The 13,846-nt window shown below is 41.9% G+C and carries 11 protein-coding genes and 4 tRNA genes; 11 read left to right on the top strand and 4 right to left on the bottom strand.

Going from position 1 to position 13,846, the window contains the following annotated elements; all coding sequences use genetic code 11:
• Positions 1–86 precede the first annotated feature (86 nt).
• The 5 genes from RSX31_RS21205 to rocF all read left to right on the top strand — a co-directional run bounded on the left by RSX31_RS21205 (position 87) and on the right by rocF (position 2,345).
• Positions 87–170 (top strand) — tRNA-Tyr (locus RSX31_RS21205).
• Between the two features lie 66 nt (positions 171–236).
• A tRNA-Gln gene (locus tag RSX31_RS21210) sits at positions 237–311 on the top strand.
• 4 nt (positions 312–315) lie between these two features.
• Positions 316–388: transfer RNA gene (locus RSX31_RS21215), tRNA-Lys, on the top strand.
• 60 nt (positions 389–448) lie between these two features.
• A tRNA-Ala gene (locus tag RSX31_RS21220) sits at positions 449–524 on the top strand.
• A 918-nt stretch (positions 525–1,442) separates the two neighbouring features.
• Complete coding sequence (gene rocF / locus RSX31_RS21225; protein WP_148971374.1) at positions 1,443–2,345, top strand: arginase; 903 nt, start codon at positions 1,443–1,445, stop codon at positions 2,343–2,345.
• Positions 2,346–2,406: 61 nt separating this feature from the next.
• On the opposite strand, the gene RSX31_RS21230 is transcribed toward rocF, so the two are convergent.
• A complete protein-coding gene (locus tag RSX31_RS21230) occupies positions 2,407–2,568 on the bottom strand; it encodes an aspartyl-phosphate phosphatase Spo0E family protein (RefSeq protein ID WP_098351124.1) in 162 nt (53 codons plus the stop codon).
• Positions 2,569–2,735: 167 nt separating this feature from the next.
• Here RSX31_RS21230 and sigW point away from each other — a divergent pair, with 167 nt between their 5' ends.
• The 6 genes from sigW (at position 2,736) to glmS (ending at position 9,999) form a co-directional block, all read left to right on the top strand.
• Positions 2,736–3,299, top strand: coding sequence for an RNA polymerase sigma factor SigW (gene sigW, locus RSX31_RS21235; protein ID WP_113970158.1), 564 nt, complete (start codon positions 2,736–2,738; stop codon positions 3,297–3,299).
• 15 nt (positions 3,300–3,314) lie between these two features.
• Positions 3,315–3,968 carry an anti-sigma factor family protein gene (locus tag RSX31_RS21240; RefSeq protein ID WP_148996497.1) on the top strand — a complete coding sequence of 218 codons (654 nt, stop codon included), beginning with the start codon at positions 3,315–3,317 and terminating at the stop codon, positions 3,966–3,968.
• A gap of 235 nt (positions 3,969–4,203) precedes the next feature.
• The gene (gene cdaA / locus RSX31_RS21245; RefSeq protein WP_315635968.1) at positions 4,204–5,040 is read left to right on the top strand and encodes a diadenylate cyclase CdaA; all 837 of its coding nucleotides are present in this window, start codon (positions 4,204–4,206) and stop codon (positions 5,038–5,040) included.
• A complete protein-coding gene (locus RSX31_RS21250) occupies positions 5,033–6,274 on the top strand; it encodes a CdaR family protein (protein ID WP_315635969.1) in 1,242 nt (413 codons plus the stop codon). Before cdaA ends, RSX31_RS21250 begins: the two co-directional genes overlap by 8 nt.
• Before the next feature lie 25 nt (positions 6,275–6,299).
• Positions 6,300–7,649: a phosphoglucosamine mutase gene (gene glmM / locus RSX31_RS21255; RefSeq protein WP_148996499.1), complete on the top strand. Its 1,350-nt coding sequence runs from the start codon at positions 6,300–6,302 to the stop codon at positions 7,647–7,649.
• A gap of 547 nt (positions 7,650–8,196) precedes the next feature.
• Positions 8,197–9,999, top strand: a complete 1,803-nt coding sequence (gene glmS / locus RSX31_RS21260; protein WP_148996500.1) for a glutamine--fructose-6-phosphate transaminase (isomerizing) — start codon at positions 8,197–8,199, stop codon at positions 9,997–9,999.
• Positions 10,000–10,063: 64 nt separating this feature from the next.
• Here the strand turns inward: glmS and RSX31_RS21265 are convergent, their stop codons facing one another.
• The 3 genes from RSX31_RS21265 to RSX31_RS21275 are packed head-to-tail and all read right to left on the bottom strand — an operon-like array spanning position 10,064 to position 13,703.
• Entirely contained in the window at positions 10,064–11,176 is a 1,113-nt protein-coding gene (locus RSX31_RS21265; RefSeq protein ID WP_148996501.1) for a Ger(x)C family spore germination protein, read from the bottom strand.
• 2 nt (positions 11,177–11,178) lie between these two features.
• Positions 11,179–12,630 carry a spore germination protein gene (locus tag RSX31_RS21270; RefSeq protein ID WP_315635970.1) on the bottom strand — a complete coding sequence of 484 codons (1,452 nt, stop codon included), beginning with the start codon at positions 12,628–12,630 and terminating at the stop codon, positions 11,179–11,181.
• Positions 12,627–13,703, bottom strand: a complete 1,077-nt coding sequence (locus tag RSX31_RS21275; RefSeq protein ID WP_282139236.1) for a GerAB/ArcD/ProY family transporter — start codon at positions 13,701–13,703, stop codon at positions 12,627–12,629. The genes RSX31_RS21270 and RSX31_RS21275 overlap by 4 nt, the downstream gene beginning before the upstream one ends.
• Positions 13,704–13,846 lie beyond the last annotated feature (143 nt).

Raw genomic sequence — 13,846 nt, forward strand, 5'->3', positions numbered from 1 at the left:
CGGTGTAGCTCAACTGGTAGAGCAACTGACTTGTAATCAGTAGGTTGGGGGTTCAAGTCCTCTTGCCGGCACCATTTTTTTAAGCTGGAGGGGTAGCGAAGTGGCTAAACGCGGCGGACTGTAAATCCGCTCCTTCGGGTTCGGCAGTTCGAATCTGCCCCCCTCCACCATTGTATATTTAAATGTAAAATGGACATCCTATAAATGTCCCTTTTTTATGCCATTAAAGTTATTATTGGGCTATAGCCAAGCGGTAAGGCATCGCACTTTGACTGCGACATGCGTTGGTTCGAATCCAGCTAGCCCAGCCATTACGAGCCATTAGCTCAGTTGGTAGAGCATCTGACTTTTAATCAGAGGGTCGAAGGTTCGAATCCTTCATGGCTCATCACACATTTTCTCACATGCTACCTAAGGTGTGAGAATTTCTCTATAATCTATAACATATGGGGCCTTAGCTCAGCTGGGAGAGCGCCTGCTTTGCACGCAGGAGGTCAGCGGTTCGATCCCGCTAGGCTCCACCAAGATTTTTTGCGAGAGCAAAATAATCCTCATTGATTTCTTTTGCAAAAGCAAAATAAATGTCCTTTATGTTTGCGAAAGCAAAAAATATATCCGCTTACGAAGCGTCAGCGGAGTGAAATAACCATACATACGACATGATTAAACCTTAAATCTTTTAGGAGATTTGAGGTTTTTTTGTTTGAGGGGGAAACATTACGATTAAGGGATGACCAACAGTGAAAGATAGCTATTGATGATGGCTAGGGCGCTCGTAAATCTGCAGCAAGGGGAGGGAGAGCTGTGGGGAGGTTGTGTTTGGATGGTTATTTTGGAAGAGGATAGAAACTGGTTGACGAATATGAGTGTATCCAGGGTCAGTATGAGGTGCGTAAAGTTGAAAATGACTAATTTTTATTTAAAATCCTTCAATATAAGTCCTATTTTGAAGCTGATTTTTAAATATTATGTTTAAAAGCATGTAAGAGGTCCTTGAATGGGTAGTGGAATCCACTTTCAAACCGTCTGTGTAAAGGATTGCGGATTTTATTATCGACTTCACCACATATATTATCGACATTTTAAATATATTATCAACTCCATATCTTATCCGGAGCTTGATCCTGTGCAATAGAAAATCAATGCTCAATCTGTAAGTTGATCACCCAACCTCTTTGTCTATCCCAATCCGACCTGGGATATTATCAACTTTCTACCTTTAACTTCCATTATATACTTTCAAAATGAACCATACCACGCTCCGCCAACCACAATGGATTGCACACCACCTTCGTCCCAAACCAGCCTACATAATCTTACATCAATCTACATCAAACCCTTTTACACACGCATATATATACACAATCCTGTCCAGTTGAACCATGGGTCATAGTATGGATAGAATAGAGGTGTAAATAAATTTCGAATTGGGGGAATTTTTCATGAAGAAAAATATTTCTATTATTGGTGTACCGATGGATTTAGGCCAAATGCGCAGAGGCGTGGATATGGGGCCGAGTGCGATTCGTTACGCCGGTATTGTTGAGCGTCTGGAGAATCTTGGATATGACATTAAAGACTTGGGTGATATCGAGATTGGCCAGGCTGAGCGTGTACATAATAATCCTGATACGAACCTGCGTAATTTGAAAGCGGTTGCTGAAGCTAGCGAGACGTTGGCTGGTAAGGTGAATGATGTAATCGGGAGTGGAGATTTCCCATTGATCTTTGGTGGAGACCACAGTATTGCGATAGGAACATTGGCGGGTGTTTCTCCTCACTATGAAAACTTAGGTGTGATTTGGTATGACGCACATGGTGATTTGAATACGGGCGATACGTCTCCGTCAGGTAACATTCATGGAATGCCTCTTGCGGTTAGCCTGGGTATCGGGCATGAAGATTTAACGGGTATCGGGCAGAGCTCACCAAAGATCAAGCCTGAGAACATCGTCATTATCGGAGCTCGTTCATTAGATGAAGGTGAAAGAGAGTTAATTAAAGAAAAAGGCATTAAAGTTTACACGATGCACGAGATCGATCGCCTTGGCATGACAAAGGTAATGGAAGAGTCCATTGACTATTTGAAGGGCAGAACGGATGGCGTCCATTTATCACTTGATTTAGACGGATTGGATCCGAGCGATGCCCCTGGTGTAGGGACTCCTGTACTTGGAGGGATCAGCTACCGCGAAAGTCACTTAGCGATGGAGATGCTGGAGGAGTCAGGAATGATTACATCTGCAGAATTTGTAGAGGTAAATCCGATCCTCGATGAGAAGAATAAAACCGCTACTGTTGCTGTGGCGTTGATGGGATCACTTTTTGGAGAGAAATTACTATAATCATGAAATAAAAAATAAGGCTGGGAACCCTTCAAGGTTCTCAGCCTTTATCTATTTCTCTTCAATGGTGCTTGACCACTTGATATTGATTTAACAGATCGTCAAGACGAGTACTCAAATCAACTACTTGTTCGTCGGCAAAGGATGATTTTAATGCTAGTTCAACCATTTGGCGACGGCAGTCTTCAATTTGAAATAATAAATCATTCATTCTTCCCCTCATTTCGAGATCCTCCCACAATAGAAATAATTAGTTCCTTTATACCCTTTTTCTAATAATTGTAAACATTTTTCCCGTGAAATTTGTTAGGATAGTAATATAAAAAATTTGAAACCTTTTGATAGGAAGTTACGTATATAAATATAGCCGCATAGAGCGGAGGTTATGAAATGGAAGCGTTAGTGAAAAAGCGGATTAAGCAAGTATTGAAAGGTGATCAGAATGCCTTTGCCGAATTAGTCGAGCTTTATAAGGATAAAGTGTTCCAAATCTGCTACCGGATGCTTGGAAATCGTCATGAAGCAGAGGATATTGCCCAAGAAGCTTTTATCAGGGCATATGTCAATATTGAAACCTTTAACCAGAAGAGAAAGTTCTCGACCTGGCTATTCAGGATAGCGACGAATCTTTGTATCGACAGGATCCGTAAGAAGAAACCGGATTATTTCTTAGATGCAGAGGTAGCGGGGACTGAGGGCTTGACGATGTACTCACAAGTGGCTGCAGATGTTCAGCTGCCTGAAGAAGAAGTAGAGAATATGGAGCTTCAGGAAACCATTCAGAAGGAAATTTCCAAGTTGCCTGAGAAGTATCGATCGGTCATTGTCTTAAAATATATCGAGGAGCTTCCTCTTCAAGAAATCAGCGAGATATTGGATCTACCCCTGGGAACGGTTAAAACAAGAGTACATAGGGGGCGTGAAGCTCTCCGTAAACAATTAAGATCACTGTAGAGAGGGTGAGTGAATATGAAACCTTGTCCTGAAGAAATCATCGAGTATATGCACGATTATTTAGATGGAGATTTAAATAGAGAAAAAGAAGAAATGCTGAAGCATCATTTACAGGAATGCAGTGAGTGTCAGCATCACTTTCATGAGCTGAAAAAAGCGATTGCGTTTGTACAGAGCACGTCTCATATTAGTGCTTCTGCAGACTTTACAGATAAAGTCATGTCAAGATTGCCGAAAGAGAAGAAGAAAGTGGGGGTCGAGAGGTGGTTCCGCCACCATCCGCTACTCACGGCTGCGGCCCTATTCCTTTTCTTTATGACCGGAAGCTTCTTAACGTCATGGAATGACAATCAGGATTTTTCATTTACGAAGAATGCGAAGTTAGTGGTTCAGGATCATACGGTTGTGGTGCCTGAGGGCGAAGTCGTGAATGGAGATCTGACGGTCCGGAATGGTGATGTGAAAATTGAAGGAAAAGTAACGGGGAATGTCACGGTCATTAATGGAAATGTCACAGTCAATAACGGAAAGCAGTACTTGGCTTCTGCAGGGAGCGTGACAGGAGAAATCCATGAAATCGATGCTGCCTTTGAGTGGCTTTGGTACCAGATCAAAAAAGGGGCTAAAGACACGGTGGATTGGGGAAATTCGCAACTTGAAGAAAAGTAGGATAAAATAGAGGGGATGGAAGTAAGGTCCGTCCCTAAAAAGGACTGACATGTATGAATCCATGTCGGTTTTTTTATGCAAAAACGTGAGTTCATGAATAGAAGAGAAAGAATCATGAGGCCGTGGGTGTCTTTCATTTGACAGTGATAAAATATGCTATAATAGGAACGTTACGAAAATGGAGAAGCCACACATGGCGGCTTACGCTTTCGATTAAGCTATTGGAGGATGTAATATGCCGTTTATCGATATTTTTTCGGATTACTCCGCGCTGGATTATGTCTCGGATATAGTAGATATACTCGTAGTATGGTTTGTAATCTATAAACTGATCATGCTGATAAAAGGAACGAAAGCAGTACAATTATTAAAAGGTATTTTTGTCATAATCATTGTGAGAGGTCTTAGTAGTATCTTTGGGTTGGATACACTTGGATGGATGATGGAACAAGCCCTCACATGGGGGTTCCTGGCGATTATCATCATCTTCCAGCCTGAACTCCGCAGAGCCCTTGAACAATTGGGAAGGGGCCGTTTATTCTCAAGGACGGGACTTCAGGAAGAAGAAGAGCAGGAGCAGATGATTGAATCAATGACGAAAGCCGTAAGCTATATGGCAAAACGTCGAATTGGTGCCCTCCTTACTCTTGAACGGGAAACAGGGATGAGTGATTATATTGAAACAGGTATACCACTAAATGCCAAGATTACGTCCCAATTGCTGATTAATATCTTTATTCCCAATACACCTCTTCATGATGGAGCTGTTATCATTCAAAAAAATCAAATTGCTGCGGCGGCTTGTTATCTTCCCTTATCGGAAAGCCCATTCATTTCAAAAGAATTGGGAACAAGACACCGGGCAGCACTTGGCGTCAGTGAGGTAACAGATAGTATTACGATTGTTGTATCAGAAGAAACGGGAGCTATCTCCATTACGAAAAATGGAGAGTTACATCGCGACCTCTCTTTGGAGCGCTTCACAGAAATTCTTATGGTAGAGCTCATAGGCGATAGGACAAATGCTTCCTCGACGAAATGGAGTTTTAGGGGGAAGAAAGAAAATGGATAAATTCATGGAAAGTCGTTGGTTCATGCGGATTGTGGGGCTGATGTTAGCCTTCATTCTTTATCTGTCCGTCAACTTTGATGATATTCAGAAGACGGCTAACAACAACAACGGCAACTCTCAAAATGCGATTGAAACGATCCAGGACGTCCCGCTTGAAGTTTTCTATGATCGTGAGAATCTAGAAGTAAGCGGCTTACCTGATACAGTGAATGTGACTGTAGAAGGCTCTAAGGCGATAGTGCAACAAGCCAAGCAAGTGAAGGATTTCCGGGTCTATGTAGACTTGAATGATATCGGTATCGGTGAGCACCAGGTTGATATTAAGATAGATAATATTTCTGAAAAACTTGAAGTAAAACTCGATCCGGATTTCGTCAATATATCGGTTCAAGAAAAGGTAACCGAAGAATTTACGATTGAACCTCAATTCAATGAGAGTATATTATCCAATGGATATGAAGCAGAAGGACTGGCTGTTGATCCGAAAACGGTGAAAGTGACAGGCTCGAAGGATGAAGTGGAGAGAATTGCATATGTCATAGCCACTCTTGATGTTGATGAGGAAATCAATGAGAATGTGACAAGGGAAGCCAGGGTGCAAGTGCTTGACCGTGAGTATAATAAATTAGATGTTCAAATTGATCCGGAAGTGGTCGATGTGACCGTTTCGGTAGTAAACAAGAGCAAGAGTGTACCGGTCACGATTAAACAAAAGGGCAGTCTTCCAGAAGGGACGACGCTGGAGTCGATTTCAGTTGAGCCTAAAGAGGCAACCATCTTCGGCAGACAGGATGTACTGGATACAGTAGAAGAGTTGCTTGCAGAAATAGACCTTTCTAAGATTACGAAGGATTCAACCATTACGGTACCGCTCGCCCTGCAAGATGGCTTAAATAAAGTGGCTCCTGAAGAAGTCAAGGTGAAGGTTGATGTCAATACAACCGAGGAAAAGAGCCTGTCAGGACTTGAAATCACCCCACAAGGATTACCTGAAGAATATGAATATACCATCATGTCACCTGAGGAAGGTGTCGTCGATGTAGCGCTGAAAGGTCAGAATGCACAGGTGAGCAAAGTGACGAAAGAAGACTTCTCGCTTGCTCTGGATCTTTCAGGGCTCGAGCCCGGTGAACATGAGCTGGAAATAGTGGCAGAAGGACCTGAGGATATTGAATGGACCCTGTCTCAGAGAACAGTAAAAGTAGAAATTAAAGAAAAGAACACATCAGCATAAGAGCTGTAAAAAGGAGAGAATGACAATGGGTAAGTATTTTGGAACTGATGGAGTAAGAGGTGTAGCGAACACAGAATTAACACCGGAATTAGCATTTAAGCTTGGACGTTTTGGTGGTTATGTTCTAACAAAGGATGCTACGCGTCCCAAAATATTGATTGGAAGAGATACTCGGATTTCCGGACATATGCTGGAAGGAGCTCTTGTAGCCGGACTTCTATCAATAGGGGCTGAAGTGATGCGCTTAGGTGTCATTTCAACTCCAGGGGTAGCTTACTTAACAAGAGCGTTAGGGGCTCAAGCTGGTGTCATGATCTCAGCTTCTCATAATCCTGTAGGGGATAACGGAATTAAATTCTTCGGACCGGATGGTTTCAAGTTATCGGATGACCAGGAAAATGAAATTGAAAATCTATTAGATCAAACAGTTGATCAGCTTCCTCGTCCGATCGGTGCTGATTTAGGACAAGTAAGTGACTATTTCGAAGGCGGACAAAAATATCTGCAGTATTTAAAACAGTCAGTAGACGAAGATTTCGATGGTTTACATATTGCGTTGGATTGTGCACATGGTGCAACATCCGCTCTTGCTACTCATCTGTTTGCTGATTTGGATGCTGACATTTCGACGATGGGAGCATCACCAAACGGGTTGAATATCAATGAGGGTGTAGGATCTACCCACCCTGAAGCACTTGCTGAGATGGTGAAAGAAAAAGGTGCAGACCTGGGGCTTGCCTTTGATGGGGATGGAGACCGTATTATCGCAATCGATGAGCATGGACAAATCGTGGATGGTGACCAGATCATGTACATCTGCGGTAAATACTTGAAGTCACAAGGTCAGTTAAAACAGTCTACAGTCGTATCTACAGTCATGAGTAATCTTGGCTTCCATAAAGGGCTTGAAGAGAATGGGATCCAAAGCATTCAAACTGCGGTTGGAGATCGTTATGTAGTGGAAGAAATGAAGAAGCATGGCTATACTCTTGGCGGTGAGCAATCAGGCCACATCATCTTCCTGGATTACAACACAACAGGAGACGGTCTGTTAACGGGTATCCAACTTGTGAACATTATGAAAATGACCGGTAAATCATTATCTGAACTAGCGGGAGAAATGCAAAAGTTCCCACAAAAACTTGTGAATGTACGAGTGACAGACAAGCACCATGTAACGGATAATGAAACGGTTAAAAAAGTGATTCAAAAGGTTGAAGAAGAAATGAACGGAAATGGCCGTATCCTTGTTCGTCCATCTGGAACGGAGCCGTTAGTGCGTGTCATGGCAGAAGCTCCTACTGAAGAACTTTGTGATCGATATGTAAATGAAATCGTACAAGTCGTTGATGAAGAAATGGGTCTGAACGAATAGTGGAATTTATATGCATAAGGGGTCAATATGTGCCCCTTATGCATATTTAATAAGTAGAGTACTATTGAACTTTATCGTACTAACGTTCTGATAAACGGGGCTGTTGCCTATGGGTTTATCGCTGTTCTATTTCGGGAACATGACAATGGGATAACAACTTCTTGTTCTTGTAAAATTTTTATTGACTAGGGGAAACCTGCTAGTGTATGATGATTTTGTTTTCATTTTTCAAATTATATGGAAATGAGTCAAGAAGGAAAGGTGGATAGTGAGTAAACATCTTATAAAGCGCCAGGGCTAAACGATGGATACGAAAAGGATCGTTTAGTTGACGAGGTGGAGGTTTATCGAGCATTCGGCGGATGCCTCCCGGTTCGTATGTGTCACCGAACCGAAAGTTTCTTCCTTAAATCGTTGAGGCAACTTAATGGACAAAGGGAAGAAAAAAGTGACCAATGTGAATACTAATGACAAACAGAGATAAGGGGGCAAGTTGTCCCCAAAAGAGTTCTTGCCCCCTTGCATGTTCAGGGAGGATATATTAATTATGTGTGGAATTGTTGGATATATTGGAAGTTCAGATACAAAGGAAATTCTTTTAAAAGGTCTTGAAAAGCTTGAGTACCGCGGTTATGACTCTGCAGGTATTGCCGTTCAAAACGATGAAGGCATCCATGTGTTTAAAGAGAAGGGTCGTATCGCCGACCTTCGCGGTATCGTTGATGAGAGTGTATCAAGCAACACAGGAATCGGTCACACTCGCTGGGCTACCCACGGTGTACCAAGCAAGGTGAACGCTCACCCTCATCAAAGTAATTCAGGCCGTTTCACAATCGTTCATAACGGAGTAATCGAAAATTACTCTCAACTTAAGCGTGAATATTTATCGGATGTAACGTTCAAGAGTGACACGGATACAGAAGTCATCGTTCAGTTGATTGAAAAGATTGTAGAAGAAGGAAACACGGTAGAGGAAGCTTTCCGTCAAACGTTAATGCTTCTTAAAGGCTCTTATGCCATCGCCCTTTTAGATTCTGAAAATGATGAAACAATCTATGTAGCGAAAAATAAAAGTCCACTGCTCGTAGGTCTTGGAAAAGACTTCAACGTTGTAGCAAGTGATGCTATGGCGATGATTCAAGTAACAGACCAATACGTTGAGCTAATGGATAAAGAAATGGTCATTGTAACGAAAGAAAAGGTTGAAATTCAAAATCTGATCGGTGAAGTAATGGAACGTGCTCCTTACACAGCTGAAATCGATGCGAGTGATATCGAAAAAGGAACGTACCCTCACTACATGCTTAAAGAAATCGATGAGCAGCCACTAGTGATGCGTAAAATCATTCAAGCTTACCAAAATGAGAGCAACGAACTTCACATCGATGAGCCGATCGTCGGCGCGATGAAGGAAGCGGACCGTGTCTACATCATTGCATGTGGAACGAGCTATCATGCTGGTCTTGTTGGGAAGCAATTCATCGAGAAGAGTGCAGGAATTCCTGTAGAAGTGCATGTAGCAAGCGAATTCAGCTACAATATGCCTTTACTTTCTAAGAAACCATTATTTATCTTTATTTCTCAAAGTGGTGAAACGGCTGATAGTCGTGCCGTACTGGTTCAAGTCAAAGAGCTTGGGCATAAATCATTAACGATCACAAATGTAGCGGGTTCTACCCTGTCCCGTGAAGCAGATTACACTTTGCTTCTTCATGCAGGACCTGAAATTGCCGTAGCTTCAACAAAAGCGTACACAGCTCAGCTGGCTGTACTTGCTATCCTTGCACATGTTGCAGGGCAGGCATGTGGAAATAACCAGGACTTTGACCTTGTTCAAGAGCTTGGTATTGTTGCCACTGCGATGGAAGCACTTTGCGATACCAAAGAAGAGTTTGAAGATATCGCACGCGAATATCTGTCAACGACTCGCAACTGTTTCTTCATCGGCCGTTCACTTGACTTCTATGTAGGTCTGGAAGGCGCTTTGAAGCTGAAAGAAATCTCTTACATCCAGGCAGAAGGATTTGCCGGAGGAGAGCTTAAGCACGGTACGATCGCTCTGATCGAAGAAGGTACTCCGATCGTTGCACTTGCAACTCAAGAAGAAGTAAACCTAGGCATCAGAGGAAATGTGAAAGAGGTAGTCGCTCGTGGAGCCAACCCTTGTATCATTTCCATGAAAGGCTTAGAAGACGAAGAAGATCGCTTCGTCATCCCGGAGGTTAACCCATTGTTAACACCTCTTATCTCTGTCATCCCATTACAATTAATTTCTTACTATGCTGCTCTGCATCGCGATTGTGATGTAGATAAGCCGCGTAACCTGGCAAAGTCGGTTACGGTTGAGTAAGGGATAAATAGATGAAAACCGGTTGGTCTCTCTGGGCCGACCGGTTTTTTTATGCTATTAGGAGTTATTTCTTATAATCTCCTGTATGAGGGATGAATACATTTACCTTTACTTTTAAAGAATCCTTTGAAAGATCATTAATCGTCCCAACATCCCATCGCTTATGGTGAAAGCGATACGTGTTCCTTGTTAAATTATAGATGTCGATCTTTTTCTCAAGCGCTTTTTCGTACGTATTCATAACTTGTTTTTTGATTTTTTTCTCCAACTGTTTTTCAATCGTTGTAACCTCTAATCCCTCAACATTTTGATCTAACGTACTTTCAACATCGATTTCAACATTGTATACTGGCTTGTCCTTCCCTTTTAATTTTATTTTCACCTTAGGTTTAACAATTTGAACACTGACTTTTAATTTTTTCAGGGGGATATATATTTTATTGGTTTCTGGATTGAACCACTTCAGGCCTTCCATATCGTCTTTTGTAAATTTTCCTTTATACTTTTCTTCAGAGAATACATATAATCCGTCGATCGCCGCTAATTTCTTTTCTTTGTCCTCCTGCCAATTTTCTTTATTTATATAAATAGAAGGAATGTACGATGCCCCCACAGGCTCGTAAAAATCACCTATGAAATCATGAAATGGGACAACAGGAAGAAATGAATTTTCCTTCATCACCGTAATTGGCCTATGTATTATAGAGTAAAGAGGAGGTTGTCCAAAGAAGCTTTCCGCCTCAAAAATGTCTTGAATGCTTTCATTGGTTCCATACGTCCAGGTTGTATAGCGTAAAAAAGAATTTCTGCCCATGAAATCCAGAATCGTGTTTAACCATTTTTCCATCGCTTTCTCACTTATGACGAGCGTATTAATTTGTCCATAATGAAGAGGTACAGCCGTGGTTTGCTCTATATGATTGAACGCTTCTTCTATTGAAGAGCCTTTCCCCCTGCCAATCAGAATGGGTGCTGCTGTAGGCTCTCCTCCTTCCTTCTTTGCAATATTTGCAAAGCTCAGTGCCTGGAAGTAAACGATGATCTGCTCATCTTCTACATCAAATCCGATAGAGGTGATATAAGCCTGGTCCTGGATTTCCTTAGACCCTAAACAGCCCGTCAATAAACAACACAGAAGCAGGATAAGATGTAATGGAATGATTGATCGCCTCACCATCTTTAAGGCTCCTTCCTATCTTGATCGATTGGTGAATACCCCAAGTTCCGTTTTTTTGTGAGTGAGCTTGGCAATTTAATATATCCTTTAAAGTAATCAGCTATTGTCGGCTTTGCAAAGATGGTCATGAATGGTTGACCAAAACTTTCTGTACTGACAAGGGCAATCAAGAAGATAAACCCGCATAGGAAGAAGCCATAAAGGCCTAATAATGCGGAGACAAAAAGGTTTGTAAACCTTAATATAAGTACATTTCCAGTCAAGCTTTGATTCATTAATGTATAACTGGAGATGATCGTGACGGCCGCGACAACGAGCATAGTGGGGGAGGTGAAGCCTCCTCTGATGGCAGCATCCCCTACAATCAGACCTCCTAACACGGCAACCGTCTGACCGACTGCTTTCGGAAGACGTACACCTGCCTCCTTGAACAATTCAAATAGGATGAGCATAAGGGCCAATTCCATCCCGGTTGAAAGGGGCAGTCCCGTTCTCGATACTGTTATAGTCGCTAATAAAGGATAAGGGATTTGCTCCAGCTGATGAGTCGTAATCGCAACCCAGAAGCCCGGCAGGAAAATGGTCGTTGCGAAAGCAATGAACCTCAAGAGTCTTTCTATGCTCACATAGAAAAAGCTCGTGTGGGCATCTTCCGGTGAGTTCAGCATCAATCCAAGGTTAGCAGGACCTATTAAGCAGGTTGGATTCCCGTCTACGAGAATGGCGAACCTTCCCTGGTTTAAGGACTCCACTACGAAATCGGGTCTTCCCACATATTGAGCTAATGGAATGATTGAAAACGTATTATCGTATAAATACTCTTCTAATTCGTAACTGCTGACAATAATGTCAGTATCAATGGATTCCAGTCGGTTTTTTACATCCTTAAGAATGTCGGGGTTCATGATATCGTCTATATATAGAAGCATCACATCTGTCTGACTCCGTCTCCCGATGGACATTTTGAGGCTCTTTAATGAGCTGGTTTTTAACCGATGCCTGATGAGGGCCATATTATCACCTATGTCTTCAACAAACCCGTCACGGGGGCCTCTAATAGAGACTTCTGTGTTTGATTCTTCAGGTGAACGTTTTGCGAGCTTGCCCGCAGAGAAAAAGAGCACATTCTGATCATGAGGAGTCACAATCATGATATCCCCTGAAAAAATCCTTCGCTCAGCTTGCCTTTGAATATCCATCCCCCTGTCAGGATACGAAACATTGATGAAATCAGAAAATTGGTCAGCCTCCAGGGAACCATCGAAATGGAGAAGCCTTTGGACTTCAGGGATAATCCACTTGTATAGGGTGTTTTGATCAGCCATATTAGGGGAATAGACATAAATCAACTCAATATCATTCCCGTCCCTCCGAACCTTTTTCTCTGAAACCAAGATGTCCGAGCTATCTTTAAAAGGTAACAAATCAATGGCTTTTCCATGGTTCTCTTTCATGATTTCTTCCCTCCCATCTTTACTAAAATCCCCAGTACACCAATGCATAGTACTAATAGAACAAGACTATAAGGTAAAAAATAGGTATACAAAAAATTGAAAAAAGAAGCTTCATTCCAAGGTATAAGAGCTCCTAGAAACAATAACCCGTATAAGATCAGGATTTTTAGGAACCGTTTATTTTCAGTTGTAAATAACAGTTTTTCAGTTATGTAGACACTGATGCTGATCCGGACAAATGCCCCGGACAGCCATTGAAGGATGGATAGGGAATCTAAACGGGTTATATACTGTCCCAGGGTCAATAATCGCCACTGTTCATAGGCTGGATTCTTCATTTTAATGGATTCTTCTATACCGAATTCAGAAATCGCCCCTGTGACAGGTCCCAACGTAAGAAATGCAAGTAAAATCCCCAGACCAATCAGCCATTTCTTTTTGATTTCACCCGTCACGACAAACGGAACTAAAAACAAAAAAACGGCGAGTTCAAAAATCCCTGCACCTACATAGATCATTCCAAATAATGAATCTGATACTCCATTTTCGAAAATAGGAAAAAGCCGGGAGTAATCTTTATTCTTCATGTTGCCTGAAGCCACAAAAAACCCTAAACCGGTGACAACAGGAAGGCAAATAAATGCAATCATCCCGATGGTCCTGACCCCTTTGTACGTCCCATAAAGGGTGGTGACCGTGATACTGGTCAGGATTACCCAAAAAGGAACCTCAAAGGTATAATTCGTCAGACTCCAGTTCGCAGTGTAATTAAGTGTGACGAACGCACTCCCCATGAAATAGAGGCTTAATAAATATCCAAACACTATCGAGGGTTTTCTTCCGAAATGGGTGCGAATGAATTGGATGGGGTCTTGATTCCCAAGCTTTTTATAAATGTAATACAATAGAAAAATCCAAAGGAAAAGTGGAGGTACGGATAATAATACACTTATCCATGAATCCCGTTTCCCGGCACTTAAAAGGCTGGGAAGAATGAGTACATGTACCATCAATCCCGATGAAAGAATAATGATTGAGAAGATGTGAATAAGATAGATCGATCGTTTATTCATAGAATTTATCACCATTTGGTAGTTTGCCATTTGGGGTGGGAATTATGCGCAGAAGAGGTAGTTCAATAGGTAAGTGGTGAGAAAAAGAAAATAATCAAGCACTTTCCTTTACCCAACCATGTAAAACCCTTATAATCATACAA

It is taken from the genome of Rossellomorea yichunensis (assembly GCF_032337515.1).
Lineage (GTDB): Bacteria > Bacillota > Bacilli > Bacillales > Bacillaceae_B > Rossellomorea > Rossellomorea yichunensis.

What these genes read in the sequence shown, in the direction of transcription:
- RSX31_RS21275 (WP_282139236.1), bottom strand. Translation starts at nt 13,703, where the DNA reads ATGAATAAACGATCGATCTATCTTATTCACATCTTCTCAATCATTATT.
- cdaA (WP_315635968.1), top strand. Translation starts at nt 4,204, where the DNA reads ATGCCGTTTATCGATATTTTTTCGGATTACTCCGCGCTGGATTATGTC.
- RSX31_RS21250 (WP_315635969.1), top strand. Translation starts at nt 5,033, where the DNA reads ATGGATAAATTCATGGAAAGTCGTTGGTTCATGCGGATTGTGGGGCTG.
- RSX31_RS21240 (WP_148996497.1), top strand. Translation starts at nt 3,315, where the DNA reads ATGAAACCTTGTCCTGAAGAAATCATCGAGTATATGCACGATTATTTA.
- RSX31_RS21265 (WP_148996501.1), bottom strand. Translation starts at nt 11,176, where the DNA reads ATGGTGAGGCGATCAATCATTCCATTACATCTTATCCTGCTTCTGTGT.
- glmS (WP_148996500.1), top strand. Translation starts at nt 8,197, where the DNA reads ATGTGTGGAATTGTTGGATATATTGGAAGTTCAGATACAAAGGAAATT.
- sigW (WP_113970158.1), top strand. Translation starts at nt 2,736, where the DNA reads ATGGAAGCGTTAGTGAAAAAGCGGATTAAGCAAGTATTGAAAGGTGAT.
- RSX31_RS21270 (WP_315635970.1), bottom strand. Translation starts at nt 12,630, where the DNA reads ATGAAAGAGAACCATGGAAAAGCCATTGATTTGTTACCTTTTAAAGAT.
- RSX31_RS21230 (WP_098351124.1), bottom strand. Translation starts at nt 2,568, where the DNA reads ATGAGGGGAAGAATGAATGATTTATTATTTCAAATTGAAGACTGCCGT.
- rocF (WP_148971374.1), top strand. Translation starts at nt 1,443, where the DNA reads ATGAAGAAAAATATTTCTATTATTGGTGTACCGATGGATTTAGGCCAA.
- glmM (WP_148996499.1), top strand. Translation starts at nt 6,300, where the DNA reads ATGGGTAAGTATTTTGGAACTGATGGAGTAAGAGGTGTAGCGAACACA.